Below are 25,710 nucleotides of genomic sequence, written 5' to 3'. Positions count from 1 at the left end.
CCATGAACGCCGTCGCCGATGCGGCCGCCGCATCGGCGACCCAGCTCCAGCCCGAGCGGCTGAAACTCACCGAGATCTTCCTGTCCCTGCAGGGCGAAGCCCGCGACGCCGGCTGGCCGACCGTGTTCGTGCGCCTGACCGGCTGCCCGTTGCGCTGCCAGTATTGCGACACCGCCTACGCGTTCCACGGCGGGCAGTGGTGGGACATCGACGCGATCCTGGCCGAAGTCGCCTCGCACGGCGCCCGCCATGTCTGCGTGACCGGCGGCGAGCCGCTGGCGCAGAAGCGCTGCCTGACCCTGCTGGCGAAGTTATGCGATGCCGGCTACGACGTGTCGCTGGAAACCTCGGGGGCGATCGACATTTCCGGCGTCGATGCGCGCGTGTCGCGTGTCCTCGACATCAAGACCCCGGGTTCCGCCGAAGTCGATCGCAACCTGTGGAGCAACCTGCCGCTGTTGACGCCGCGCGACCAGGTGAAGTTCGTGATCTGCTCGCGCGCCGATTTCGACTGGGCGAAGGGCGTCGTTGCCGAACATCGCCTGCACGACGTCTGCGACGTGCTGTTCTCGCCCAGCGCCGCGCAGGTGCCCGCACGCGAACTCGCGGACTGGATCGTCGCGGATAAATTGCCGGTGCGCTTCCAGATGCAGCTGCACAAACTCCTGTGGAACGACGAGCCCGGCCGATGAACGCATCCCGCAAACCTGCCGTGGTCTTGGTGTCCGGGGGCATGGACTCCGCCGTGGTGCTGGCGATCGCCCGCGAGGCCGGCTTCGATGCGCATGCGCTCAGCGTGCGCTACGGCCAGCGTCACACGTCCGAGCTGGATGCCGCCGCGCGCGTGGCGAACGCGCTCGGCGCGGTCGCGCACAAGACGGTGCACGTGGACCTGCGCAGCATCGGCGGTTCCGCATTGACCGAGGACGGCATCGCCGTGCCCACCGACGACGACGGCCACGAGATCGGCGTCGGCATCCCGTCCACCTACGTGCCGGCGCGCAACACGATCATGCTGTCGGTGGCGCTGGGCTGGTCCGAGGTGCTGGGCGGCACCGACCTGTTCTGCGGTGTCAACGCGGTGGACTACTCGGGCTATCCGGATTGCCGACCCGAGTTCATCGAGGGCTTCGAGCACTTGGCCAACCTCGCCACCAAGGCCGGCGTGGAAGGCAGCCGTTTCCGCGTGCACGCGCCGCTGATGCGCATGTCCAAGGCCGACATCGTCCGCGAAGGCCTGCGCCTGGGCGTGGATTTTTCGCAGACCGTCAGCTGCTACCAGGCCGATGCCGACGGTCGCGCCTGCCGCCATTGCGATGCCTGCCGCCTGCGTGCGCAGGGCTTCGACGAGGCCGGCGTGCCTGACCCCACGCGCTACGTCGACGAGCCCATCGGTTAGAATGCGCGCCCGCGCCGTCCGCGCGGCACCCGATGGGTCGTTAGCTCAGTGGTAGAGCTGCGGACTTTTAATCCGTAGGTCGATGGTTCGAATCCATCACGACCCACCATCTCCCGCCATGCATCAAAGGCTGTATTACCGGCCCCTCGCTTGCGCGCGCGGCGTTCAAGCGGGCGCGAACCGATGGTTCGCAGGCAGCCCGCTTTCACCCATCACGACCCACCATCCCCAAGCTTCATCCCGCCGCTTCAAGCGCGGCGATCACCTCGCGTCCGTAGCGCTCCAGCTTGCTGGCCCCGACGCCGCCGATGCCGGCGAGTGCGTCGAGGTCGCGTGGCGATTCCAGCGCGATGCTGCGCAGGGTGGCGTCGTGGAAGATCACGTAGGCGGGGACGTTCTGTGCGCGTGCGGCTTCGGCGCGCCACGTGCGCAGGGCGATGAAGCGCTCGTTGGCGTCTGCGGGCAGTGCGACGGCGGGTGGCGCGATGCGCACGCCGCCATTGGCCTGGTTGCGCCGGCGTTCGCGCTTGGGCGGTTCCGCGCGTAGTTGCAGGCGGCGTTCGCCGCGCAGCAGCGGAGTGGCCCCGGCGGTCAGGCGCAATGCGCCATGGCCTTCGATGTCGGGCTCCAGCAGGCCGGCGGACACAAGCTGGCGGAACACGCCGCGCCATTGTTTGGCGTCAAGGTCACCACCGATGCCGTAGGTGCTCACCGACTGGTGGCCGAACTGGCGCACCTTGGCGGTGTCCGCGCCGCGCAGCACGTCGATCAGGTGTGCCGCGCCGAAGCGCTGCTCGGTGCGGTACGCGCACGACAGGGCCTTGCGCGCAGCCTCGGTGGCATCCCAGGTGGCCGGCGGTTGCTGGCAGTTGTCGCAATGCCCGCAGGCGCCCGCATGCGCCTCGCCGAAATAGGCGAGCAGGGCCTGGCGGCGGCAGGCGGTCGATTCGCAGTAGCCGATCAGCGCGTCGAGCTTCGCGCGCTCCAGCCGCTTGCGTTCCTCGCCGGCATCGCCGTCCTCGATCATCCGCCGCAGCAGCACCGCATCGCCCAGCCCGTAGGCCAGCCATGCCTCGGCGGGATCGCCATCGCGGCCTGCGCGGCCGGTTTCCTGGTAATAGCCTTCCAGCGATTTCGGCAGGTCGATGTGGGCGACGAAACGCACGTCGGGCTTGTCGATGCCCATGCCGAACGCGATGGTCGCCACCATGACGATGCCGTCCTCGCGCAGGAAGCGGCGCTGGTGCTCGGCGCGGACCGTCGCCTCCAGGCCCGCGTGGTAGGGCAACGCGCGCAGGCCGCGTTCGGCCAGGAGTTCGGCAGTGGCATCGACCTTGCGCCGCGACAGGCAGTAGACGATGCCGCTGTCGCCGCGATGGTCGTCTAGGAAATCCAGCAGCTGCCGACGGGTGTCGTCCTTGGCCACCACCGTGTAGCGGATGTTCGGACGGTCGAACGAACTGACGAACTGGCGTGCATCCTCCAGCGCGAGGCGCTCGACGATCTCGCGCCGCGTGGGCGCATCCGCGGTGGCGGTCAGCGCGATCCGCGGCACCTCCGGCCAACGTTCGTGCAGCAGGGTCAGCTGGCGGTATTCGGGGCGGAAATCGTGGCCCCATTGCGAGACGCAGTGCGCCTCGTCGATCGCGAACAACGCGATCCGGCTGCGTTCGAGCAGCGACAGGAAGCGCGGCGTCAGCAGGCGCTCGGGTGCGACGTACAGCAGGTCGAGTTCGCCATCCGCCAGTTGCCGTTCCACCTGCATCGCCGTCTGCGCATCTAGGCTGGAATTGAGGAAGGCCGCGCGCACGCCAAGCTGGCGCAGCGCTTCGACCTGATCCTGCATCAGCGCGATCAGCGGCGACACCACGATGCCGGTGCCATCGCGCAACAGCGCGGGCAACTGGTAGCACAGCGACTTGCCGCCGCCGGTCGGCATCAGCACCAGCGCATCGCCGCCTGCAATCAGTTGTTCGACGATCTCGCCCTGTTCGCCGCGGAAACGGTCGTGGCCGAAGACGCGGCGGAGTTCGGCAAGGGCGGGGGACGGCATTCGCATAGGGTAACAAGCGAGGCCACTATGGACAGCTGCGCAGATCGGTGCCGCGCCGTGAGCCGACACGATATGAGCCGAGCCCTCGGGGCCCGGCTCATCGGGGATGCGGATGCGTTACTGCAGCAGCGAGCGCAGCATCCAGGCGTACTTCTCGTGGGTCTGCAGGCGCTGGGTCAGCAGGTCCTCGGTGGGCGCGTCGTCGGCATCGTCGGCCACGTCCAGCACCTTGCGCGCGGTGCGGCATACGGCCTCGTTGCCGGCCACCAACCGGCGGACCATTTCGCGCCAGTCGGCGGTGTCGGTCAGGCCGGGTTCCTCGGGGATCGAACTCAGCTTGATGAACTCGGCATAGGAACCGGGCGCATTGAAGCCCAGCGCGCGAATGCGCTCGGCGATGTCGTCCAGCGCGTTCCACTGTTCGGTGTACTGCGCCTCGAACATGGTGTGCAGGGCATTGAACATCGAGCCGGTGACGTTCCAGTGGAAGTTGTGGGTCTTGAGGTAAAGCGTGAACGCATCCGAGAGGAAGCGCGCCAGGCCGTCGGCGATCTTCGCGCGGTCCTTCGCCTGGATGCCGATGTCGATGCCCGGGGCGCCATCCGCATGCGGAGCGGTCGGGATCGCGGCGGACGCGACGGGATTGGCGGGCTTGTCTGCTTTTGCCGGCTTCGCGGCCTTTTGATTGGCGTGCTTCTTGGACATGGCGTGGCCTCGTGAGGGATTGTTGGGGGACTTGCGGCGACAATACGCGCCCTGGATGTTTCCAGACCATGAAAATCCGCAGCGCATCCGATCCATGGCGTCGACCAACCCGCATTCCAAGCCGCAATCCACTCCGACCCCGGGACAGGCCCGGCGCGCCATCGACGGCGCGCTGACCCGCGACCGTGGCCGCCTGCTGGCCCTGTGGGCGAAGTGGAACACCAAGTCGGGCGACGACGCGCTGCGTAACGCGTTCAGCGCGAAACTGCAGGCCTCGGTCGCCGAGCGCGAACGTCGCGCCGCGGCACTGCCTACGGCCGCGGTGGATGCATCGCTGCCGATCGCTGCGCATGCGGACGACATCGTCGCCCTGATCCGCAAGCACCAGGTGGTGGTGCTGGCCGGCGAAACCGGCAGCGGCAAGACCACCCAATTGCCCAAGCTCTGCCTGCTCGCCGGGCGCGGCGCCGCCGGCATGGTCGGCTGCACCCAGCCGCGGCGACTCGCGGCGCGCTCGGTGGCGCGGCGCGTGGCCGAGGAACTGCAGGTGCAACTAGGTGGCGCGGTCGGCTTCCAGGTGCGCTTCAACGATGCGGTCAGCGAACAGACCGCGATCAAGTTCATGACCGACGGCATCCTGCTGGCGGAAATCCAGAACGACCGTTGGTTGTCGCGATACGACACCCTGATCATCGACGAGGCGCACGAGCGCAGCCTCAACATCGATTTCCTGCTGGGCTACCTCAAGCAACTGCTGCCGAAGCGCCCCGACCTGAAAGTCATCGTCACCTCGGCGACCATCGACACCGAGCGCTTCGCCGCGCATTTCGGTGGCGCGCCTGTGGTCAACGTGGAAGGCCGCGGCTATCCGGTGGAGATGCGCTATCGCCCGCTCGAGGAACTGGGCACGGAGCCTGGCGACGTGGCCACCACGCGCAGCGGCGATCGCTCGATGCTGGACGGCATCGTCGCCGCCTGCGACGAAATCATGCGCGACAAGGGCATCGGCGACACCCTGATCTTCCTGCCCGGCGAACGCGAGATCCGCGAGGCCCACCAGGCGCTGGAGAAACGCAAGTACCGCCACACGGAAGTGCTGCCGCTGTATGCACGGTTGTCCGCGAAGGACCAGGATCGCGTGTTTCATCCCGGCTCGCAGCGGCGGATCGTGCTGGCCACCAACGTCGCCGAGACCTCGCTGACGGTGCCGCGGATCCACTACGTGGTCGATCCCGGCGTGGCTAGGGTCAAGCGTTACAGCCCGCGGCAGAAACTCGACCGCCTGCACATCGAGGCCATCAGCCAGGCCAGCGCCAACCAGCGCGCCGGCCGTTGCGGACGCATCGCACCCGGTACCTGCATCCGCCTGTATGCCGAAGCCGATTTCGCGTCGCGCGCCGAGTTCACCGATCCGGAAATCCGCCGCGCCGCACTGGCCGGGGTGATCCTGCGCATGTTGTCGCTGGGTCTCGGCGATATCGAAGCCTTCCCGTTCCTGGAGCCGCCGGATTCCCGCGCGGTCGCCGACGGCTGGCAGCAGTTGAACGAGCTCGGTGCCGTCGATGCCCAGCGCAAGCTCACCGCCATCGGCCGGACGATGGCGAAGCTGCCGGTCGACGTGAAGCTGGCGCGCATGCTGGTCGCCGCGAACGCGCATGGCGTGCTGCGCGAGATGCTGGTGATCGCCAGCTTCCTCGGCATCCAGGACCCGCGCGAACGCCCGTCCGATGCACGTGGCGCCGCCGATGCCGCGCACGCGCAGTTCGCCGATCCCAAGTCCGAGTTCGTCGGCATCCTCAAGCTGTGGCAGGCGTATCGCGAGGCGCATGAAGACCTGACCCAGTCGCAGCTGCGCAAATGGGCGGACAAGCAGTTCCTCGGCTTCCTGCGCCTGCGCGAATGGTGGGAACTGCATCGGCAGCTGAAGCTGCAGTGCGAGGAGCTGGGCTGGGAAATGGTGTCAGGGACAATTTCCGGAGAAATTGTCCCTGACACCATTTCCCACGGCTCTGACCGGGGTTTTCCCTTCGCCGAGCTGCATCGCGCCCTCATCGCCGGCCTGCCCACGCATCTGGGCAACCGTGGCGACCGCGGCGTCTACGACGGCCCACGCGGTCGCAAGTTCCAGTTGTTCCCCGGTTCCAACCTGGCATCGAAGCCGCCACCGTGGGTGCTGTCGGCGACCTTGCTGGATACGGAGAAGGTCTGGTCGCTGACCAATGCCGCGATCGAGCCGGACTGGGCCATCGCCGAATTGCCGCACCTGCTCGCACGCCGCTATCACGAGCCGCACTGGTCGCGTGCGCAGGGGCGGGTGCTGGGCAGCGAGCAGATCAGCCTGTTCGGGCTGGTGCTGGCACCGAAGAAGCCCGTGCATTACGGCGGGCTGTTCCCGGAGGAATCGCGCGTCATCTTCGTGCGCGATGCCCTGCTCACCGGCGAGATCAACACCCGCAGCCCGTTCCTGCCGCGCAACCTGCGCACGCTGGAACAGGCGAAGGAAGAGGAAGCCAAGCAGCGCCGCGTCGGCCTGGTGGTGGACGAGGACTGGCAGGCGCGCTGGTACCTGGACCGGCTGCCGCCGCATGTGCACAACGCGCAGGCGCTGGATGCGTGGGTCGCGAAGTTGCCGAAGGAGCAGAAGGGCCTGCTGGAGTGGTCGCGCGACGACCTGCTGGTGGTCGACCAGACCGATGCCGCGCTGTATCCGGCCTACATCGCGTTGGGCAGCGCGCGGCTGGCCGTGCAGTACCGCTTCGATCCGGGCGCGATCGACGACGGCATGACCGTCGCGGTGCCGCTGCACCTGCTCAATGCGCTCGATGACGCGCGTCTGTCGTGGCTGGCGCCCGGTTTCGTCGCCGACAAGGCAACCGCGCTGATCAAGTCGCTGCCGAAGGCGCTGCGCCGCAATTTCGTGCCGGCACCGGACTTCGGCCGTGCGTTCGCGGAGGCGCATGCCGCGCCTGAAGCGGATTCCATCGAAGGTGCGCTCGCGCGATTCCTGAAGAAGCTCTCAGGCGTGGAGGTGAGTGCGCTGGATTTCGATCCGGCCGGCATCGATGCGCACCTGCGCGCGAACCTGCGCCTGTTCGACAGCGACGGCAAGCGCGTGCTCGCGGAATCGCGCGACTTGGCGGACTTGCGCACCCGCTTCGGCAGTCGTGCCGCCGAGGCCTTCGCCCGCCACGCGGCGCAAGGCATGGCGCAGGCGGGATTGACCGAGTTCCCGATCCAACCGGTGCCGGTGAGCGTGCCTGGCGCAGGCGGCGTGCCGGCGTATCCCGCGCTGCAGGACGATGGCGACGCCGCCTCGCTCGCCGTGCACGCGCAGCGCGAGGTCGCCGAGCGCCTGCATCCGCAGGGCGTACGCCGGCTGCTGGCGATCGCGCTGGCGGACAAGTTGAAACAGGCGCGCCGGCAACTGCCGGTGCCGCCGAAGACCTCGCTGCTGTATGCAGCGATCGAGTCCGCATCGCCACGTCGTGATGGCCTGAAGGATGCGGATCGCCTGCGCGCCGACCTGGTCGACGGCGCATTCGCCGCGCTCGCATCGGAAGGCCTGTTGGCGATCCGCGATGCCGATGCCTTCGCGCTGCGTCGCGAGGCCATCGGCAAGGGCGTGTTCGCCGAGGCGATGCGCCGGCTGCAGCAGGCCGAAGCGATCCTGGGCCTGGTCGCGGAGGTGCGGGCGAAACTGGAATCGAAGCTGATCGGTTGGGCGCGCGCCAACCTCGACGACCTGCAGGCGCAACTGGAAGGCCTGGTGCCGCCCGGCTTCCTGCGCGACGTGCCGGCCGAGGTGCTGGCCGACTATCCGCGCTACCTCAAGGCGATGTCGCTGCGCGCCGAACGCGCGCAACGCGATCCGGTGCGCGACCAGCAGCGGATGCTGGAGCTGGCGCCGTTCCTGTCCGCCTTGGCCGCGGCCGATGCAACGCACTTCGAGGCCGTGGCCTTGCGCTGGGAACTGGAGGAGCTGCGCGTGCAGTTGTTCGCGCAGGAGCTCGGCGTGAAGGGCGGGGTCTCGCCGAAGCGATTGGCGGCGCGGCTGGAACGCCTGCAAAAAACCGGATGAAACCCCGGATCGGCGCTGGCCGCGTCCGGGCGTGCTCGCTAAGGTAGGGGCATGCACGCCGTCGCCCCCACCATGACGTCCCATGCCGAGGCCCTGGCGCGGCTGCCTGCGGGCGCGTTGCCGACACCGTTGGCGACGTTCTGGCGCGAGCGGGCCGAGGCCGGCGCGCCGATGCGCGACCGCGCCGACGTGTTGTTCGACACGCTCGCGATCCTGTCCACCCTGAACGCCGATGCCGAGGTGATGGCGGCGGCGTTGCTGGACGCGCTGGTCGACATCGAACCGCTGGCTGCGCAGGCGAAGGTCGAGATCCCTGAGCGCCTGCAGGTCCTGCTGGAAGGCCAACGTGCCTCCAGTCGCGTCTGGGCGCTGCATCGCGATCACGGCGGCGGGCGCAACCCCGAGGGCATGCGCCGCCTGCTGCTGGCGCTGGTGCGCGACCTGCGCGTGGTCACCATCGTGCTGGCGCGGCAGTTGTCGCGGATGCGTGCGGCCTGGCGACTGCCGGCGGAGGAGCAACGCGCGCTGGCGCAGTTGACCCGCGACATCCACGCCCCGCTGGCCAACCGGCTGGGCATCTGGCAGCTGAAGTGGGAACTCGAGGACCTCGCCTTCCGCGTGCTCGAGGCCGACACCTACGTGCGCATCGCCCGCCTGCTGGACGACAACCGCAGCGGCCGCGAACGCTTCATCCAGTCGGCGCTGGCGCAGTTGCGCGAGGTGCTGGCCGACAACGGCATCGCCGCCGACATCGCCGGCCGGCCCAAGCACATCTACAGCATCTGGAAGAAGATGCGGAAGAAGGATGCGCCGATCGGCGAGCTGTACGACCTGCGCGCGCTGCGGGTGCTGGTCGACGATGTGCCGAGTTGCTACGCCGTGCTCGGGTTGGTACACGCGCTGTGGGTGCCGGTCCCCAGTGAATTTGACGACTACATCGCCCGACCCAAGCCGAACGGCTATCGCTCGCTGCATACCGCGGTGATCGGGCCGGAAGGCAAGACGCTGGAAGTGCAGATCCGCACCCGCGAGATGCATGCGCAGGCCGAGCTCGGCGTGGCCGCGCACTGGCGCTACAAGGAAGGCAGCGCGGCCGGCGGTGCGGCGATGGACAAGCGCATCGCGTGGATGCGCAAGTTGCTGGAACAGGCGGCCGACGCCGCGAAGGACGGCGAGGCCTCGCCGTTGCAGGGCATGGATGCGGACCTGGCCGAGGAGCGCGTGTACGCGCTGACCCCGAACGGCGACGTGGTCGACCTGCCGCAGGGCGGCACCGTGCTCGACTTCGCCTACCAGGTGCACACGATGGTCGGGCATCGCTGCCGCGGAGCGAAAGTCGACGGCCGCATCGTGCCGCTGGGCACGCAACTGCACACCGGGCAGCGCGTCGAGATCCTCACCGGCAAGACCGCGGAGCCGCGTCGCGACTGGCTGCAGGCGGGCTCCGGGTTCCTGGCCAGCAGCCGCTCGCGCGACAAGGTACGTGCGTGGTTCAACAAGCTCGATCGTGCGCGCAACCTGCAGGCCGGGCGCGACATGCTCGACCGCGACCTGCGCCGGATGGGCCTGCTGCACACCGACCTGCAACCGGTGCTGGGCAAGTTCAACGCGGCGACGGTCGACGAGTTGCTGGTGCTGGTGGCGCTGGGCGATGTCGGGCCGAACCAGGTCGGGCGCGCCCTGCTGGAACTGGAGCGCGCGGCGCAGGAAGCCGCGGCGCCGGCCGCATCGGCATCGACCTCGATCGTGCCACCGAAATCGCAGGTGTCGGCATCGAAGGCGAGCACGGTGACCGTGCAGGGCGTGGACAACCTGCTGGCGCAGGTCGCGCGCTGCTGCCAGCCGTTGCCGGGCGAGGCGATCGTCGGCTATCTCACCCGCGCGCGCGGGGTCAGCGTGCATCGCCCGGACTGCGCGGCGTTCCTGCGCCTGGCCGGGATCCAGCCGGCGCGCGTGCTGCCGGTGGAGTGGGGCGCGCAGCGTGGCGGCCAGCAGGTCGCGATCCGGATCGAGGGCATCGACCGCAAGTGGCTGCTGAAGGACATCACCACCCTGGTGGCACAACTCGGCCTGCACGTGGTCAGCCTGCATGCCGAGCAGGTGCGCGGTGGCCACGGCCAGGTGCACGTGCAACTGCAGGCGCGGGTGCCCGACTTCGGCCAGTTGGGCCTGCTGCTGGCGCGGCTGGAATCGCTGCCCGGCATCGAGTCCGCGCGGCGGGGATGAATCGCCTCGCCACGCTGCAACGCAGGCGTGACGCGTGGCGCGCGCAGTGGGCGACGCTGCCGCAGGGGTGGCGCAGCGGCATCCTCGCGGTGTGCGCGGGACTGCTGCTGGCCCTGGTGGTAGCGGTGCTGTTCCGCCAGCGCATCGGCGACTGGCTGTGGCCGGATCCGCGTGCTGCCGACCTGCGCGCGCAGGCGACGGCGGCACTCGCCGCAGGTCGCCTCTCGGTGGCCGATGGCAGTGGCGCGCGTGAACTGTACGAGGCCGCGCTCGCCTTGCAGCCCGACCAGGTGGAAGCGCGCGAAGGCTTGTCGCGGGTGGCATTGGCCGCGCTCGCGCAAGCGGAGATGCATGCGCGTTCGGGCCGCGAGGTGCAGGCGCGGATCGCCTTGCGCCTGGCCCGCGACCTGGATGCGCCGAAGGCGGGCATCGATGCGATCGAGGTCGCGTTGCGCGCCGACGATGCCGCGCAGGCCGGGATCGGCGCCTTGCTTGCCGAAGCGGAAGCCGCACACGCCGCGGGACGGCTGCAGGATGGCGTCGATGCCGCGTTGCCGCTGTACCAGCGCGTGCTGGCCCTGCAACCGCGCAACCAGCGGGCGGCAGAAGGTCGCGAAGATGCGCTGTCCGACCTGCTGCAGCCGGTTCCCGGCCTGCTGGCGCGCGGCGACCTGGCCGGCGCGGCATCGCGCGTGCAGGTGGCCGAACGTTTCGATGCCGGTCATGTCGAGCTGCCCGAACTGCGTGCCGGTCTTGCCCAGGCCGTGCAACGACGCAGCGCGCGCATCCGCCAATCCCTGCAGCGTGGCCAGCATGCCTCGGCCGCCGAGGCATGCGTGGCCTTGCGCGAGGTCGCTGTATCGACGACACCGGACGAGTGCGACACCGCAGTGGTGGACGGCTTGCTCCGCGATGCGCAGGCCGCGACCGCCGATTTCCGTTTCGACGAAACAATGCGGCTGCTGGCGCTGGTCGAACGCCTCGATGGCGATCCGGTGCGCGTGCAGGCCGCTCGCCGCCACCTGCAGGACGCGCGCGCAGGTGCCGCGCAACTGCCGCGCCCTGCCGCGTCGCAACGGGTGAAGGCGCAGGTGCGCGACTTGCTGGCGCAGGCGGAAGCAGCGCGCAACCGCGGCGACTGGCTGAGCCCGCCAGGCGACAGCGCCTGGGATCGCCTGCGCGAGGCGCGCGCGCTGGCGCCGGGCGATCCGGCCGTGCAGCGTGCCCTGCAGGCGATGCTGCCGGCAGCGCGCGACTGCAACGCCACCGCCTTGCGCGACAACGACCTGGGGCGTGCGCAGGTCTGCCTGGACGCCTGGCGGCAACTGGCACCTGCCGATGCCGCATTGACCGCCGCGCAACGGCGACTGGCGGAACGCTGGCTGGCGATCGGCGAGGAGCGCCTGGGCGCCGGTGAACTCGAAGCGACCATGCGTGCGCTGGCGCGTGCCCGTGCACTGGATGCCGCAACGCCCGGCTTGCAGGCGTTGCAGGAACGGCTCGAGCGGGCACGCGCCGCCGCCCATTGAAGCCGCGTTGCGATCAGCCGAAGAAAAGCGCGCGGACGGTTGCGCGCGCGGCATCCAGCGAGAAATGCGTGGCGACGCTCACGCGCCCGTTCGCGGCCAGTCGCGACCACAACGCCTCGTCGTCGTGGAGGCGCAGCACCGCATCGGCGAACGCCACTGCCGCGTCGGCGACCAGCACGTCCTCGCCATCGCGCAGGTGCATGCCTTCCACCGCGCAGCCCGTGGCCACCACCGGCAGGCCGTGCGCCATCGCCTGGTTGACCTTGCCCTTCACCCCGGCGCCGTAACGCAGCGGCGCGATCGATACCCGCGCAGCATCGAGCATGGGCTGCAGGTCCGGGACATGGCCATGGATGCATACGCCCGGCACGTCGGCCAGGCGCGCGATCTCGTTCGGCACGTCGCCGCCGACGCAATGCAATTCGATCGCAGGCCGTGCCGCGCGAATGCGCGGGAACACCTCGCGCGCGAACCACTGCACGGCATCGACATTGGGCGGATGGCGAAAGCCACCGACGAACAGCAGGCCGTCGCGCTGCGACCAGGCCGGTCCGGGTGCTGCTTCGCGATGCAGGTTGGACAGCACGCGCACGTCCGCGCCGGGCGCGTCGACGGCGAGCAGCTCGCGCTCGACCCCGCTGACGACAAGCGTGGCGTCGGCGTCGCGGATCAAGGCCAGTTCGAGATCGCGCGTGCGCATGGCGGCGCGCAGCGGGGCGGCATCGCCCGTCAGTTCCGCGGCGCGGCGTTCGCGCAGGTAGTGCAGGTCGACCGTGTCGAACAGCAATTTCGCCCGGGGCGCATGCCGGCGCAGCAGCGGCAGCATCTCGCCGGCGACGTAGTGGCGGCTGACCATCGCCACGTCGAAGCGCGGGCCGTGCTCGCGCAACCACGCCGGGAAGCGCGCCATCGCCGGCGCGTGCCAGCACTCCACGCCGAGCACCTGCAGGTCCTGCGTGTAGGTGCCATCAGCGCTGCGGTTTGCCGGCACGAACACCACGTGCGCGCCTTCCTCGATCAGCAGCCGCATCAGGTTCACCAGCCGCAGCGATCCGGAATCGCGATCGGGTTGCGGGGTGAGCGCATCGATCACCAATACCTGCCGCTGCCGGCGGTGCAGCAAGGCGGGCGTGGGCACGCTGCCGGCGGGCAGGTGCGTGGCCAGCGCATCGCGCCACGTCTCCGCGAAGGTCGCCTGGTTGCGAACCTGCGCCGCCTTCGGGCCGGTAGTGAGGTCGGTGCCGGAGGTCGTGCCCTCGTCGTGCACCACCACCGAGGTCGGCTGGTAGAGCACGCGCAGGCCGGCGGCGCGCACCTTGAAGGCGAGGTCGGTGTCTTCGTAGTAGGCGGGCGCATAACGCGCGTCGAAACCGCCCAGCTGCTCGAACAATGCGCGCGGGATCGCGATCGCCGCGCCGCTGACATAGTCGGCATCGCGCAGGTAGTTGTAGCGGCAGTCGGCGGGATCGTCGAAGCGTCCGTAATTCCAGCCGCTGCCGTCGGCGAACACCACGCCGCCGGCTTCCTGCAGTCGGCCATCGGGATATAGCAGTTTCGCGCCGACGAGCCCGGCATCCGGCTGCGCTTCGAAGGTGGCGAGCAGTGCGTCCAGCCAGCCGGGCTGCGGCACGGTGTCGTTGTTGAGGAAGACCATGATCTCGCCACGCGCCTCCGCCGCGCCTTCGTTGCAGGCTTTGATGAAGCCGCCGTTGGTCGTGCGTGCGTGCACGCGTAAGCCATCGATCGCGCGCAGCTTCGGCAGGGAATCGTCGAGTGAGGCATCGTCGACCACGATCACCTCGAACGCGACCGCCGGAGGATGCGCCGCAATCGCGCGCAGGCAGGCCAGGGTATGCGCGAATGCGCCGAAGACCGGGATCACGATGCTGGCGCGCGGCGCGGGCGAGGTCGGCAACGCGAACGGCGAAAACGCAGTCGCGGGCGGGGTGTACAGCGCACTTGCGGGAATCGGCGTGCGATGGAATTGCCGCAGCAGCCGTGCCCAGCTGGCCGCCAGTCCGCGCGTGCGCAGGCTGGCCCAGCCGCGCCGCCACAGGCCGAGCGCGCGCGCGATCCAGAAGCGCGCTTCGGCGGGGAGGGGCATGCGGCGGAACTCCGGCTGAAGAACGAGGCATTGGCCGACGGCGGGCCGCGCAAACCCTGCGCTAGACTCGTCGCAACCGTACCCGGCATTGTCGCATTCCGCGAAACCGCCGCCAGCCAGGCCGCCCATGCCCCGCATCGAAGACGAAGACGACCTGCACGACGACGATGGCGACGGCACCGATGCGGAAGGCCCAGGCTGGCGCAACCGGCTGCTGACCTGGGGGCTGGCCGCCGCGGCGCTGCTGCTGGGCTTCCTGATCCCCTACATGCTCTACCTGAACCACCAGGTCGGCGAGCGCTTCGGCAAGTTGCGCTGGCAGGTGCCGACCCGGGTGTACGCGCGGCCGCTGGTGCTGCGCACCGGGCTGGCGATGGATGCGCAGACGCTCAAGACCGAGCTCGATGCCGCGTCGTACCGCGATGGCGACGGCAAGCGCGCCGGCACCTACGACCGCAACGGCGCGCGCTGGCGGATTTCCAGCCGCGGCTACGACGATGTCGATGGCCGGGTTGCGCCCTCGGTGCTGGAAGTGACCCTGTCCGGTGGCGACGTGGCGGCGATCCGCGATGTCGCCGGCAAGCGCGCCTTGCGCAGTGCGCGGCTGGATCCGGCACGCATGGCCACGCTGTACGGCCAGCAGCAGGAAGAGCGACGGCTGGTGCGCATCGGCGACGTCCCGTCGCTGCTGGTCGAAGGCCTGCAGGCGGTGGAAGACCGCGACTTCAACCGGCACATGGGCATCGATCTCGGCGGCATGCTGCGCGCGGCCTTCGTCACCGTGAAGTCCGGCGGCGACACCAAGCAGGGCGCCAGCACGTTGACCCAGCAGCTTGCGCGCAGCGGCCTGCTCGGCATCGGCAAGGAGCAGACCGTCCGCCGCAAGGCCAAGGAAATCCTGTTCGCCCTGCTGCTGGAGGCGCGCTATGACAAGGGCACCATCCTCGAGGCCTACTTCAACCAGGTCGACCTGGGCCAGCGCGGCGCACAGTCGATCCGCGGCGTCGCCGCCGCCTCCGAGTTCTGGTTCGGCAAGGAACTGCAGGACCTGTCCACCGAGCAGGTCGCCCTGATGATCGGCCTGGTCAAGGGACCGTCCTGGTACAACCCGCGGCGCAATCCCGAACGTGCCACCGAACGCCGCAATTTCGTCCTTGGCGAGATGCACGAAACCGGCCTGATCGACGACAAGGAATTCCAGCGCGCGAGCAAGGCCCCGCTGGGCGTGACCGAGAACGCCGGCAGCCTGGCCGCGAACCGCTTCCCCGCCTACGTCGACCTGGTGCGCAAGCAACTGGCGCGCGATTACCCCGCAGACAAGCTGTCCGGCGCTGGCCTGTCGGTGATGACCGGCATGTCGCCGGCCGCGCAGGGCTATGCCGAAGGCGCGGTGGCGCGCACGCTGAAATCGCTGTCCACCAAGGGCCGCCCGCCGCTGCAAGCCGGTGTGGTGATGACCGATGTGCACAACGGCGACGTGGTTGCGGTGGTCGGCAGCCGCGAATTCACCGAACAGGGCTTCAACCGTGCGGTCGATGCCAAGCGCCCGGTCGGTTCGCTGCTCAAGCCCTTCGTGTATCTGCTCGCGCTGGCGCAGCCGGACAAGTGGTCGCTGGCCAGCACCATCAGCGATGCCCCGGTCACCGTCAGCCTGGGCCGTTCGCGCAACTGGAAGCCGGGCAATTCCGACGGGCGCAGCCACGGCACCGTGCGCTTGCTCGACGCGCTGGCGCAAAGCTACAACCAGGCCACGGTCCGGCTGGGCATGGACGTGCAGCCACAGCGGCTGGCGGAGCTGACCCGCACCCTGGCCGGGATCGAATCCGAGGGCCAGCCGTCGCTGATCCTCGGCGCGGTCGACCAGAGCCCGTACGCGATGGCCCAGCTGTACCAGTTCCTCGCCTCCGGCGGCGAGATCCAGCCCTTGCACGCGGTACGCGGCGTGCTCGACCAGAACGGCCGGGCGATCAAGCGCTACGACAGCGTCGCCCCGCCCGCGCAGAAGGGCGACGCGGTCGCGGCGCGTCTGGTCGGCGTGGCCTTGCAGTACGCGGTGAGCTCCGGCACTGGACGTCCGCTGGTGCGCGACGGCTTGGGACGCCTGGCGGCGGCCGGCAAGACCGGCACCAGCAACGATGGCCGCGACAGCTGGTTTGCCGGCTACACCGGCGACCACCTCGCCGTGGTCTGGGTCGGCAACGACCAGAACAAGGAAACCGGCCTGTACGGCGCCACCGGCGGGATGCGGGTGTGGTCGGACGTGTTCGCGCGCTTGCCCAGTGCGCCGTTGAAGCTGCTGGATGAAGGCCTGGACTGGCGCTGGGTCGAGGGCGGCCACAGCACCGATCCGGGCTGCCCGGGCGCGCGCCGCTTCGCCTTCGTCGCCGGTTATGCGCCCGGCTACCAGGCCTGCGTGTACGCACCTCCGCAGGCGGTGGACGAGTTCGGCAACCCGATTCCCGCGGATCCCGCGCTCGACGGCGAACCCGGCGCGCTGGAACGCGCGGGGCAGGCGATTCGCGGCTGGTTCGGCGGCGACGACCCGGCCAAGCAGGTGCCGGTTCCGGCCGACGCGCCACCGGCCGCGCCGGCGCCTCAGCCCTGATCCCGGAGGCATCGCGATGTCGCGCCTGAGTCAGGCGGTCGGCGAGGCGCTGGGCGACGGTGCGCCGCTGGCGCAACGGATTCCCGGTTTCGTGGCGCGGCCGGCGCAGCAGCGGTTGGCGATGGCGGTGGCGGATGCCTTCGAGCAACGCGGCGTGCTGCTGGCCGAGGCCGGCACCGGCACCGGCAAGACCTTCGCCTACCTCGTCCCCGCCTTGCTGTCGGGGATGAAGACGATCGTGTCCACCGGCACCCGCGCGTTGCAGGACCAGCTGTATTTCCGCGACTTGCCACGGGTGCGTGATGCGCTGGGCACCGGCCTCAAGACCGCGTTGTTGAAGGGGCGCTCGAACTACCTGTGCCTGTACCGCATGGAGCAGGCCAAGGGCGATCCGCAACTGTCCAAGGGTGGGTTTTCCTCGCGCGAGCAGGTGTCGCAGTTCCAGCGCGTGGTGGCATGGAGCGGGCGCACGAAGATGGGCGACCTGGCCGAACTGGAATCGCTGCCGGAGGATTCTCCGCTGCTGCCGCAGGTCAGCTCGACCGCGGACAACTGCCTGGGCACCGATTGCCCGCGGTGGGGCGACTGCTTCGTGGTGCAGGCGCGCCAGCGCGCGCAGACCGCCGACCTGGTGGTGGTCAACCACCACCTGCTGCTGGCCGACCTCGCGCTCAAGCAGGAAGGCTTCGGCGAGATCCTGCCCGGCGCGCAGGCCTTCGTCGTCGACGAGGCGCACCAGTTGCCGGAACTCGCGGCGCAGTTCTTCGGCGAGGGCCTGGGTGCGCGACCCTTGGTCGAACTTGCCCGTGACGCACTCGGCGAGTGCAAGGATGTCGCGGGTTCGCTGGCCAGCGTGCAGGAACCCGCGCGCGAACTGGAACATGCGGCCCGCGCATTGCGCGCGAGCATGGACAACCTGCCGGTGCGCGGCACCGCCTGGCGCGCGCTGGACGAGGTCGACATCGAACCCGCCTTCCAATCCCTGGCCGACGCGCTGCAGCGCATGCAGGACACACTGGAACCGTTGCGCGAGGCGGCGCCGGGGTTCGATGCCTGCCACCTGCGCGCACGCGACCAGTTGGGTCGCCTGCGCCGCTGGTTGGGTGAAGCGCCGGCGCACGATCCCGACGACGATGCCGATGACGCGCCGCCCGACACCAGCGTGCACTGGTACGAACTGACCCCGCGCGGTTTCCGCCTGCAGCGCACGCCGCTGGACGTGTCCGCGCCGTTGCGCCGGCATCGCGAGGAATCGCGCGCGGCCTGGGTGTTCACCTCGGCGACGCTGGCGGTGTCGGGCGGGTTCTCCCACATCGCCCAGCGGTTGGGGATCAACGAAGCGGTCGAACTGCTCGAACCCAGCCCGTTCGACTGGGATCGGCAGGCGCTGTGCTTCCTCCCGCCGCGGTTGCCGGAACCGGCCTCGCGCGAATACGGCAGCGCACTGATCGCGACCTTGCAGCCGGTGCTGCAGGCCTCCGGTGGCCGCGCCTTCCTGCTGTTCGCCTCGCACCGGGCGCTGCGCGAAGCCGCGGAGCTGCTGCGCAATGCGCCGTGGCCGCTGTTCGTGCAGGGCAGCGAGCCGCGCCATGTGCTGCTGCAGCGCTTCCGCGAGTCGGGTAACGGCGTGCTGCTGGGCACCGCCAGCTTCCGCGAGGGCGTGGACGTCGCCGGCGATGCGCTGTCCGTGGTCGTCATCGACAAACTGCCGTTCGCAGCGCCGGACGATCCGGTGTTCGAGGCGCGCCTGGACGCGATCCGCCGCGCCGGCGGCAATCCGTTCCGCGACGAACAATTGCCGCAGGCGGTGATCGCGCTCAAGCAGGGGGCGGGCAGGCTGATCCGCACCGAGACCGACCGCGGCGTGCTGGTGCTGTGCGACCCGCGCCTGACCCAGAAGAGTTACGGCAGGGTGTTCATGGATTCGCTGCCGCCGCTGCCGATCACCCGCGAGGTCGGCGACGTGCAGGCCTTCTTCGGGTCACAATCCGAATCATGAAATTGCTCGCGTTCGAAACCGCCACCGAAGCCTGCTCCGTCGCCGTCTATGTCGATGGCGAGGTCTGCGAACGCTTCGACCTGGCCCCGCGCCGGCATGCGGAGCTCGCGTTGCCGTGGGCGGACGAGGTGTTGGCCGAGGCCGGCATCGCCAAGTCGCAACTCGACGCGATCGCGGTCGGGCGCGGCCCGGGTGCGTTCACCGGCGTGCGCCTGGCGATCGCCGTCGCGCAAGGGATCGCGCTGGCGCTGGACCGGCCGGTACTGCCGGTATCGACGCTGGCCGCGCTGGCGATGCGCGCGGACGCAGGCGCGGACGGCGATCGCATCCTCGCGTCGATCGACGCGAGGATGGGCGAGGTTTACCTGGGCGCGTTCTCGCGCCGTGGCGATGACCTCGTCGCCCTCGACGATGAGGTCGTGGTCAAGCCCGACGACGCCAAGATCCCGGAAGGCGACAGCTGGCATGGCGTCGGCACCGGCTTCGCCGCTGCGGGAGCCGCCTTGTCGCTCCGCCTGCATGGGCGGCTGGCCACCGTCGATGCCGCGGCACTGCCCCATGCGGCAGATGTCGCCCGCCTGGCCGCGCTGGCCTTCGCACGCGGCGAAGCGGTGGCGGCGGAACGCATCGAGCCCGCCTACCTGCGCAACAACGTGGCCCTCACCCTCGCCGAGCAACAGGCCCTGCGCGCGAAAGGTTGACGGGCGTCGCTTGTCCGGCTCGGCATTCTGGCTATGCTGCAAAGCAGCAGTCCCATGGCGAGGTGAGGCATGGCAAGCAGGAGCTGGGTGTTGGCCGGGATGCTGGCGACGATGCCGGCAATGGCCGAGGACGTGGTCTTCGAAGGCCACACGCTGGAAGTGGACGCCAGCCGCGAGGCGCGTCCGATCCTGGGCATGCGCGGGACGCGGTACTCGATCCCGGGGTCCGTGCAGCAGATCGTGGGCAAGGCGGAGCAATGCGCGGCCCGCCAAACGGGCGCGCTGACGGTGGAGTCGACGGATGCCGATGGCGGCAAGCTGCTGGCGTCGGGTCGCGCCGAGTACCGCCAGAAGGGCCGGCGCAGCGTGCGTGCGCGGATGACCCTCGAGGCAGGTGAAGGCAATTTCCGGGGCAGCGACCTGGCGACGGCATCGGCCGATGCCGGCGGTTTCGCGCCGCTGATCCAGCAGGACGGGGCGGGCTGGGAAAATGCGCTGGAGGCGGTGATCGGCATCGAGCAACCCCTGCTCGACTGCATGTTCCGCTGAGCCGGAGTCCTAGCGGTCGATCAGTTCGCCGCCCGGCAGGAACTGCCAGGTACGGGTGACGTGCAGCACGTCGGGGTCTTCCTGGGTCTTCGGCAGCGGCGAGAACGGCTGCGACAGTTTGACGATGCGGGTCGCGGCCTCGTCCAGCATCGGCACGTGGCTGGACTGGACGATGCGGATGCTTTCCACGCTGCCGTCGCGGCGCACGCCCACGCTGATCACCACCAGGCCGCCGATGCGGCGACGGCGCGCTTCGTCCGGGTAATTGAGGTTGCCCACGCGCTCGACCCGATCCACCCAGCCGCGCAGGTAGTCGGCCCAGGCGTATTCCTTGGTGCTGGCGGAGACGAACTGGCGCTTCGGGCGCTTTGCGTATTGCTGCGAGCGCAACTGGATCTCGGCGGCCAGCCGGGCCATCTCGATGTCGCGGTCGATCTTCTCGCGGCCCTGCGGCGCCTGATTGGCATCGACCTGCTGCAGCGGCTGCGGCTGCGGCAAGGCCTGCCGGCCATTGGCCGACGCGACGACGCGCGCATCCGGCGGCGGACTGGGCGCCGGCGATTGCGCGTGCAGCGGGCGCGGTGCCAGGCCGTCTTCCGGCTGCGGCAGCGGCCCGGCCTGCGGGGCCGTGGGGCGGTTGCTCTTGTCGTGCTCACCGCCGCCCTGGTTGTTGGCCTGGGCCAGGAAATCCGCCTGCGCCGGGGTCAGCGGCGTCTGCGTGCGGCTCAGGATCACGTCCAGGGTGGGCAGCATCGGTGCCGCGTCCTCCACCGCGAAGCCGATGCCGAGGATCACCATCGCGTGCACCAGCGCCGACAGCACCAGGGTCGCGCCGAGGCGCTCCGACTCGCCGATGCGGGGTGGCGCCGGCAGCGACGCGGGGGCGGCGGCCGCGCTCATCAGGCCGCCGACGCGGCTTCGATGCGGTCGAACAGGGTCCCGGCGATGTTGAGGCCGAACTGCGCATCCAGTTCGCGGATGCAGGTCGGGCTGGTGACGTTGACCTCGGTCAGGTAGTCGCCGATGACGTCCAGGCCGACGAACAGCATGCCGCGGCGCCTCATCTCCGGTCCCACCTGCGCCGCGATCCAGCGGTCGCGGTCGGTCAGCGGCCGGCCTTCACCGCGTCCGCCGGCGGCCAGGTTGCCGCGGAATTCGTCGCCTTGCGGGATCCGTGCCAGGCAGTAGTCGACCGGCTCGCCATCGACCAGCAGGATCCGCTTGTCGCCGTCCACGATCTCCGGCAGGTAGCGCTGCGCCATCGCCAGGTGGACGCCGCCCTGGGTCAGGGTTTCCAGGATCACGTTGAGGTTGGCCTCGCCCGCGCGGGCGCGGAAGATCGAGCGCCCGCCCATGCCGTCGAGCGGCTTGAGGACGGCTTCGCCGTGTTCGCCGACGAAGGCCTTGAGCGCCTTCGGGTCGCGACTGACCAGGGTGGGCGGGCAGCATTGCGGGAACAGCAGCGCGGCCAGTTTCTCGTTGAAGTCGCGCAGGCCCTGCGGGTCGTTGACCACCCGCGCGCCCTGGCGCTGGGCCATGCCCAGCAATTGGGTGTCGTGCAGGTAGTCGGCATCCACCGGCGGATCGGTGCGCATCAGCACTACATGGCTGGGCCCGAAGTCGAGTTCCTGCCAGTCGCCGAGGCGGAAATGGCTGCCTTGCATGTCCTGCACGGACAGCTGGGCCGCCGTGGCCACCGCACGCGCGCCACGCAGCGCCAGCCCGCCCGGACGGACGTAGTGCAACCGGTGACCGCGCCGCTGGGCCTCCAGCAGCATCGCGAAGCTGGAATCCTTGGCGGTCTTGATGGACTCGATCGGGTCCATCACCACCACGACGTCGAGTGGCGCGGCGTCTGTCATCTGCAGGTCCGGAACGGGCTGCGACGATGGTAGCAGGCGACGCGCAGCGTTCACCGATGTGACGCATTGCGGCGCTTGACAGGCTGCGTGCAGGCTGGGATATAGACAGTCCGGCTGCAGGGGAATGCTGCGGCGGGCAATGGCGGCAAGGGGAACGCATGGCGCAGCAGGACGATCCAGGCATCAACCTCAAGGGTCTGAGGGTGATGGTCATCGACGACTCGAAGACGATCCGGCGCACGGCGGAAACGCTGCTCGCGCGGGAGGGCTGCGACGTGGTCACCGCGACCGACGGATTCGAGGCACTGGCGAAGATCGCCGACCACAATCCGCAGATCATCTTCGTGGACATCATGATGCCGCGACTGGACGGCTATCAGGCCTGCGCGCTGATCAAGAACAACCAGACATTCAAAACTGTGCCGGTCATCATGCTTTCGTCGAAGGACGGTTTGTTCGACAAGGCGCGTGGCCGTATCGTGGGCTCCGAGCAATATTTGACCAAGCCCTTCACTCGCGAAGAACTGCTTGGCGCGATACGGAAATACGTCAACGCCTGACCGGGGGGTAGGGCACCAATGGCACGCATACTGCTGATCGAGGATTCGCCGACCGAGGCCGCGGTGATGACCCAGTTGCTGGAACGCAACGGGCATCACGTCACCACCTCGGGCAGCGCGGAGGATGGCATCGCCACCTGCCGCCGCGACAAGCCGGACCTCGTGCTGATGGATGTGGTGCTGCCCGGCATGAACGGCTTCCAGGCCACCCGCGCGCTGTCGCGCGATGTCGATACCAGCCACATCCCCGTGCTGATCGTCAGCACCAAGGGACTGGAAACCGATCGCGTCTGGGGGCTGCGTCAGGGCGCGAAGGATTACATCGTCAAGCCGCCGCGCGAGAGCGATCTCATTGCGCGGATCAACGCACTGATCGGGCACTGAAGCATGGCCAAGCGCGGCAAGCAAAAGCAGAAGGGCAAGCCGCAGGCGGCCGCCGCCGTCGAGGCCGTGTCCGCCGCGCCTGATCAGGTCGTGGTGGCCGAGCCCGTCGAGGCGTCCGCTCCCGAGCCGGAAGAGGCCCTGCAGGCCGACGTCCAGCTGGAACCCGCCGACGCGCTCGAAGTCGCCGAGGCCGCCGAGGCCGCCGCTCCGGACGTCGTCGAGCCGCCCGTTCAGGAAGCGCCCCGCCCCGCGCGTGCCAAGCCTTCGCGCCGGGTCTCGGCGCGCCCGCGCGACAAGCGCTCGCCGTTCCTGGTGCTGGCCGATTACGAACAGCGCAGCCTGGCCCACGTCGCCGGCCTGCCGGAGCAGCTCGACGCGCCGGGCCTTTGGCGCGGCGTGGCCTACCGGGTCGGGTCGCACCGGCTCGCGTCCGGCTTCGACGAAGTGGTGGAAATCATGCCGTTGCCGCTGGTCAGCCATGTCCCCGGCTCGTTGCCGTGGATGCTCGGCGTGGCCAATGTCCGCGGCACCCTGCTGCCGGTGGTCGACCTCAAGCAGTTCCTCGAGGGCGAGCGCACCGTGCTGCACGAAAGCCAGCGCGTGCTGGTGGTTCGCCAACCCGGTGGCGATGTCGCCGTCACCATCGACGAGCTGTACGGACAGCGCAGCTTCGTCGACGGCCAGGGCATCGAGCTCGACGCGGTGTCCGAAGGCCGCTATGCGTACTTCATCGATCGTGCCTACCGCATCAACGACCAGGACTGGGGCGTGTTCAGCCTCGATCGCCTGGCCCGTACTCCCGAATTCCGCCAAGCCGCCGCCTAACCCGCGGACCCATACGCAACCCGAGGTCGCAACATGAGCACTCTGATGGATTCCGTCGCCGGCAAGGGCCGCAACATCAGCACCAACTTCTGGATCTGGTTGCTGATCGGTTCGCTGCTGGTCTTCGCCGGCAACACCCTGTATGCCACGACCAAGGCCTCGCGCCTCGGTGGCGCCAGCACCGCGGCCTCACGCCTGCAGCTGAACTCGCAGCGACTGGCCAACCAGGGCCGGGAAGCGGTCGCGGGCGATGCGCAGGCATTCGATGCGTTCAAGGCCACCAAGGGCGAAGTCGACGAGGACATCAAGACCCTCAACGACCGCTTCGGCGACCAGGCCGGCGTGTCCGGCCCGATCCGCACGGTCAGCAACACCTGGGATCCGCTGGCCAAGCGCGCCGACGAAGTGATGGCCTCGCAGCAGGCGGTGCTGGCGCTGGCCGGCCGCGCCGACAGCTTCAGTGCCAAGGTGCCGCAACTGCAGGCGCAGTTGAACGAAGTGGTGCGCGGCCTGGCCTCCGGCGGCGCCGGTTCCGGCCAGGTGTTCACCGCGCTGCAGCAGGTGGTGACTTCGGCGGCCATGGCCCGCCGCATCGCCGAATTGCGCGCCGGCGGCAGCGGCGCCCAGGTCGCCGCGGACGCGCTGGGTCGCGACTCCGCGGTGTTCGATCGGTCGATGAACGCGCTGCGCAACGGCAGCGGCGACATCGCCAAGGTGACCGCCGCGGGTGCGGTCGCCCCGCTCAACCAGGCCGCCACCCTGTGGGCCGGCATGAAGAAGGACCTCGACGGCATCGTCGGCGACTCGCGCAAGCTGATCGGCGCGCAGGCCTCGGCCACCGCCCTCGCCAACGGCTCCGACAAGCTGCTATCGGACAGCGAAAGCCTGTTCGCGGCGTTCACCTCGTTCGGTTCGCTGAAGGACACCAGCATCATCGGCGGCGTCTGGGTCAGCATCCTGTCCGGCCTGCTGATGCTGTTCTCGATCGGCGGCCTGGTCTGGGCGCAGGGTCGCGCGCAGCGCTTGCGGTACCACACAACCAAGGAACTGAACGACCGCAACCAGGAGGCGATCATGCGCCTGCTGGACGAAATGGGTTCGCTCGCGGAAGGCGACCTGACCGTGAAGGCGACCGTGACCGAGGACATGACCGGCGCGATCGCGGACTCGATCAACTTCGCCGTGGAACAGCTGCGTACGCTGGTGGCGACGATCAACGACACCTCGGTGCAGGTGGCGTCCAGCGCGCAGGAAACGCAGGCGACCGCCATGCACCTGGCCGACGCCGCCGAGCACCAGGCGCAGGAAATCAACTCCGCCACCGACCGCATCAACGAAATCGCCTCGAGCATTAACCAGGTCTCGCGCAACTCCGCCGACTCGGCCGAGGTGGCGCGTCGCTCGGTGTTGATCGCGACGAACGGCGCGGGCGTGGTGCGGCAGACGATCGCCGGCATGGACAGCATCCGCGACCAGATCCAGGAAACCTCGAAGCGCATCAAGCGACTGGGCGAAAGCTCGCAGGAAATCGGCTCGATCGTCGAACTGATCAACGACATTTCCGAACAGACCAACATCCTGGCGCTGAACGCCGCGATCCAGGCGGCCTCGGCCGGTGAAGCAGGCCGCGGGTTCGCGGTGGTGGCCGACGAAGTGCAACGCCTCGCGGAACGCTCCTCCGGCGCGACCAAGCGCATCGAATCGCTGGTCCAGACCATTCAGGCCGATACCAACGAGGCGGTCAGCTCGATGGAGCAGACGACCTCGGAAGTGGTCGCCGGTGCACGACTGGCCGAGGACGCGGGTACCGCGCTGGGCGAGATCGAAAAGGTGTCGTCCGACTTGTCCGGGCTGATTGAAGGGATCTCGGTGGCCGCGCAGGAGCAGTCCACCGCCGCGACCGACATCACCCAGACGATGAACACGATCCAGTCGATCACCGCGCAGACGTCGCAAGGCGCCAGCCAGACCGCGCAATCGATCGGAAACCTGGCGCAACTCGCGTCCGACCTGCGTCGCTCGGTCGCCGACTTCAAGCTGCCGGCCTGAGTGCAGGCAGGGACAGCAGAGGTCGGGATGAACGCCACCCACCAGGCATGCCCCGCGACGCGGGGCGATAGCGGAGCTTCGC

General features: G+C 69.4%; 18 protein-coding genes and 1 tRNA gene. 14 read left to right on the top strand and 5 right to left on the bottom strand.

Annotation, left to right across the window (positions count from 1 at the left end):
• Positions 1 to 2 precede the first annotated feature (2 nt).
• From queE to ACE3T8_RS09110, 3 genes are all read left to right on the top strand, one after another.
• Positions 3 to 692 (top strand): 7-carboxy-7-deazaguanine synthase QueE, encoded by a 690-nt coding sequence (gene queE, locus ACE3T8_RS09120; RefSeq protein ID WP_374608663.1) that lies wholly within the window; start codon positions 3 to 5, stop codon positions 690 to 692.
• Positions 689 to 1,399 carry a 7-cyano-7-deazaguanine synthase QueC gene (gene queC / locus ACE3T8_RS09115; RefSeq protein WP_374608661.1) on the top strand — a complete coding sequence of 237 codons (711 nt, stop codon included), beginning with the start codon at positions 689 to 691 and terminating at the stop codon, positions 1,397 to 1,399. The genes queE and queC overlap by 4 nt, the downstream gene beginning before the upstream one ends.
• A 34-nt stretch (positions 1,400 to 1,433) precedes the next feature.
• A tRNA-Lys gene (locus ACE3T8_RS09110) sits at positions 1,434 to 1,508 on the top strand.
• Positions 1,509 to 1,634: 126 nt separating this feature from the next.
• Here ACE3T8_RS09110 and recQ read toward each other — a convergent pair.
• Complete coding sequence (recQ, locus tag ACE3T8_RS09105) at positions 1,635 to 3,452, bottom strand: DNA helicase RecQ (protein ID WP_374608659.1); 1,818 nt, start codon at positions 3,450 to 3,452, stop codon at positions 1,635 to 1,637.
• Between the two features lie 117 nt (positions 3,453 to 3,569).
• Positions 3,570 to 4,157: a Dps family protein gene (locus ACE3T8_RS09100; protein WP_374608657.1), complete on the bottom strand. Its 588-nt coding sequence runs from the start codon at positions 4,155 to 4,157 to the stop codon at positions 3,570 to 3,572.
• Between the two features lie 94 nt (positions 4,158 to 4,251).
• On the opposite strand from ACE3T8_RS09100, the gene hrpA reads away from it, so the two are divergent.
• The 3 genes from hrpA to ACE3T8_RS09085 all read left to right on the top strand — a co-directional run bounded on the left by hrpA (position 4,252) and on the right by ACE3T8_RS09085 (position 11,990).
• On the top strand, positions 4,252 to 8,235 hold the full coding sequence (hrpA, locus tag ACE3T8_RS09095) for an ATP-dependent RNA helicase HrpA (RefSeq protein ID WP_374608655.1): 3,984 nt from the start codon (positions 4,252 to 4,254) through the stop codon (positions 8,233 to 8,235).
• Between the two features lie 72 nt (positions 8,236 to 8,307).
• Complete coding sequence (locus ACE3T8_RS09090) at positions 8,308 to 10,461, top strand: bifunctional (p)ppGpp synthetase/guanosine-3',5'-bis(diphosphate) 3'-pyrophosphohydrolase (protein ID WP_374608747.1); 2,154 nt, start codon at positions 8,308 to 8,310, stop codon at positions 10,459 to 10,461.
• Positions 10,458 to 11,990: a hypothetical protein gene (locus tag ACE3T8_RS09085; protein WP_374608653.1), complete on the top strand. Its 1,533-nt coding sequence runs from the start codon at positions 10,458 to 10,460 to the stop codon at positions 11,988 to 11,990. Before ACE3T8_RS09090 ends, ACE3T8_RS09085 begins: the two co-directional genes overlap by 4 nt.
• Before the next feature lie 13 nt (positions 11,991 to 12,003).
• Here ACE3T8_RS09085 and ACE3T8_RS09080 read toward each other — a convergent pair whose 3' ends face one another.
• Complete coding sequence (locus ACE3T8_RS09080; RefSeq protein WP_374608651.1) at positions 12,004 to 14,094, bottom strand: glycosyltransferase; 2,091 nt, start codon at positions 14,092 to 14,094, stop codon at positions 12,004 to 12,006.
• 127 nt (positions 14,095 to 14,221) lie between these two features.
• On the opposite strand from ACE3T8_RS09080, the gene mrcB reads away from it, so the two are divergent.
• From mrcB to ACE3T8_RS09060, 4 genes are all read left to right on the top strand, one after another.
• The gene (gene mrcB, locus ACE3T8_RS09075; RefSeq protein ID WP_374608649.1) at positions 14,222 to 16,699 is read left to right on the top strand and encodes a penicillin-binding protein 1B; all 2,478 of its coding nucleotides are present in this window, start codon (positions 14,222 to 14,224) and stop codon (positions 16,697 to 16,699) included.
• 16 nt (positions 16,700 to 16,715) lie between these two features.
• Positions 16,716 to 18,698 carry an ATP-dependent DNA helicase gene (locus tag ACE3T8_RS09070; RefSeq protein WP_374608647.1) on the top strand — a complete coding sequence of 661 codons (1,983 nt, stop codon included), beginning with the start codon at positions 16,716 to 16,718 and terminating at the stop codon, positions 18,696 to 18,698.
• Complete coding sequence (tsaB, locus tag ACE3T8_RS09065; RefSeq protein ID WP_374608645.1) at positions 18,695 to 19,399, top strand: tRNA (adenosine(37)-N6)-threonylcarbamoyltransferase complex dimerization subunit type 1 TsaB; 705 nt, start codon at positions 18,695 to 18,697, stop codon at positions 19,397 to 19,399. The genes ACE3T8_RS09070 and tsaB overlap by 4 nt, the downstream gene beginning before the upstream one ends.
• A gap of 69 nt (positions 19,400 to 19,468) precedes the next feature.
• Complete coding sequence (locus ACE3T8_RS09060; RefSeq protein ID WP_374608643.1) at positions 19,469 to 19,948, top strand: hypothetical protein; 480 nt, start codon at positions 19,469 to 19,471, stop codon at positions 19,946 to 19,948.
• Positions 19,949 to 19,957: 9 nt separating this feature from the next.
• Here the strand turns inward: ACE3T8_RS09060 and ACE3T8_RS09055 are convergent, their stop codons facing one another.
• Positions 19,958 to 20,848, bottom strand: coding sequence for an energy transducer TonB (locus ACE3T8_RS09055; protein WP_374608641.1), 891 nt, complete (start codon positions 20,846 to 20,848; stop codon positions 19,958 to 19,960).
• Positions 20,848 to 21,810: a glutathione synthase gene (gene gshB / locus ACE3T8_RS09050; protein WP_374608639.1), complete on the bottom strand. Its 963-nt coding sequence runs from the start codon at positions 21,808 to 21,810 to the stop codon at positions 20,848 to 20,850. The genes ACE3T8_RS09055 and gshB overlap by 1 nt, the downstream gene beginning before the upstream one ends.
• 158 nt (positions 21,811 to 21,968) lie before the next feature.
• Here gshB and pilG point away from each other — a divergent pair, with 158 nt between their 5' ends.
• The 4 genes from pilG (at position 21,969) to ACE3T8_RS09030 (ending at position 25,628) form a co-directional block, all read left to right on the top strand.
• A complete protein-coding gene (pilG, locus tag ACE3T8_RS09045) occupies positions 21,969 to 22,370 on the top strand; it encodes a twitching motility response regulator PilG (protein ID WP_374608637.1) in 402 nt (133 codons plus the stop codon).
• An 18-nt stretch (positions 22,371 to 22,388) separates the two neighbouring features.
• Complete coding sequence (locus ACE3T8_RS09040) at positions 22,389 to 22,754, top strand: PleD family two-component system response regulator (protein WP_187551332.1); 366 nt, start codon at positions 22,389 to 22,391, stop codon at positions 22,752 to 22,754.
• Between the two features lie 309 nt (positions 22,755 to 23,063).
• A complete protein-coding gene (locus ACE3T8_RS09035; protein WP_374608745.1) occupies positions 23,064 to 23,579 on the top strand; it encodes a chemotaxis protein CheW in 516 nt (171 codons plus the stop codon).
• Between the two features lie 33 nt (positions 23,580 to 23,612).
• The gene (locus ACE3T8_RS09030; protein ID WP_374608634.1) at positions 23,613 to 25,628 is read left to right on the top strand and encodes a methyl-accepting chemotaxis protein; all 2,016 of its coding nucleotides are present in this window, start codon (positions 23,613 to 23,615) and stop codon (positions 25,626 to 25,628) included.
• The last annotated feature ends 82 nt before the right edge of the window (positions 25,629 to 25,710 follow it).

Origin of the sequence: Thermomonas sp. (assembly GCF_041919455.1) — a bacterium.
GTDB lineage: Bacteria > Pseudomonadota > Gammaproteobacteria > Xanthomonadales > Xanthomonadaceae > Thermomonas.
This window is presented reverse-complemented; position numbering and strand designations above follow the sequence as displayed.

Coding starts and splice junctions, on each gene's coding strand:
- queE (WP_374608663.1), top strand. CDS start 3: ATGAACGCCGTCGCCGATGCGGCCGCCGCATCGGCGACCCAGCTCCAG.
- queC (WP_374608661.1), top strand. CDS start 689: ATGAACGCATCCCGCAAACCTGCCGTGGTCTTGGTGTCCGGGGGCATG.
- recQ (WP_374608659.1), bottom strand. CDS start 3,452: ATGCCGTCCCCCGCCCTTGCCGAACTCCGCCGCGTCTTCGGCCACGAC.
- ACE3T8_RS09100 (WP_374608657.1), bottom strand. CDS start 4,157: ATGTCCAAGAAGCACGCCAATCAAAAGGCCGCGAAGCCGGCAAAAGCA.
- hrpA (WP_374608655.1), top strand. CDS start 4,252: ATGGCGTCGACCAACCCGCATTCCAAGCCGCAATCCACTCCGACCCCG.
- ACE3T8_RS09090 (WP_374608747.1), top strand. CDS start 8,308: ATGACGTCCCATGCCGAGGCCCTGGCGCGGCTGCCTGCGGGCGCGTTG.
- ACE3T8_RS09085 (WP_374608653.1), top strand. CDS start 10,458: ATGAATCGCCTCGCCACGCTGCAACGCAGGCGTGACGCGTGGCGCGCG.
- ACE3T8_RS09080 (WP_374608651.1), bottom strand. CDS start 14,094: ATGCCCCTCCCCGCCGAAGCGCGCTTCTGGATCGCGCGCGCGCTCGGC.
- mrcB (WP_374608649.1), top strand. CDS start 14,222: ATGCCCCGCATCGAAGACGAAGACGACCTGCACGACGACGATGGCGAC.
- ACE3T8_RS09070 (WP_374608647.1), top strand. CDS start 16,716: ATGTCGCGCCTGAGTCAGGCGGTCGGCGAGGCGCTGGGCGACGGTGCG.
- tsaB (WP_374608645.1), top strand. CDS start 18,695: ATGAAATTGCTCGCGTTCGAAACCGCCACCGAAGCCTGCTCCGTCGCC.
- ACE3T8_RS09060 (WP_374608643.1), top strand. CDS start 19,469: ATGGCAAGCAGGAGCTGGGTGTTGGCCGGGATGCTGGCGACGATGCCG.
- ACE3T8_RS09055 (WP_374608641.1), bottom strand. CDS start 20,848: ATGAGCGCGGCCGCCGCCCCCGCGTCGCTGCCGGCGCCACCCCGCATC.
- gshB (WP_374608639.1), bottom strand. CDS start 21,810: ATGACAGACGCCGCGCCACTCGACGTCGTGGTGGTGATGGACCCGATC.
- pilG (WP_374608637.1), top strand. CDS start 21,969: ATGGCGCAGCAGGACGATCCAGGCATCAACCTCAAGGGTCTGAGGGTG.
- ACE3T8_RS09040 (WP_187551332.1), top strand. CDS start 22,389: ATGGCACGCATACTGCTGATCGAGGATTCGCCGACCGAGGCCGCGGTG.
- ACE3T8_RS09030 (WP_374608634.1), top strand. CDS start 23,613: ATGAGCACTCTGATGGATTCCGTCGCCGGCAAGGGCCGCAACATCAGC.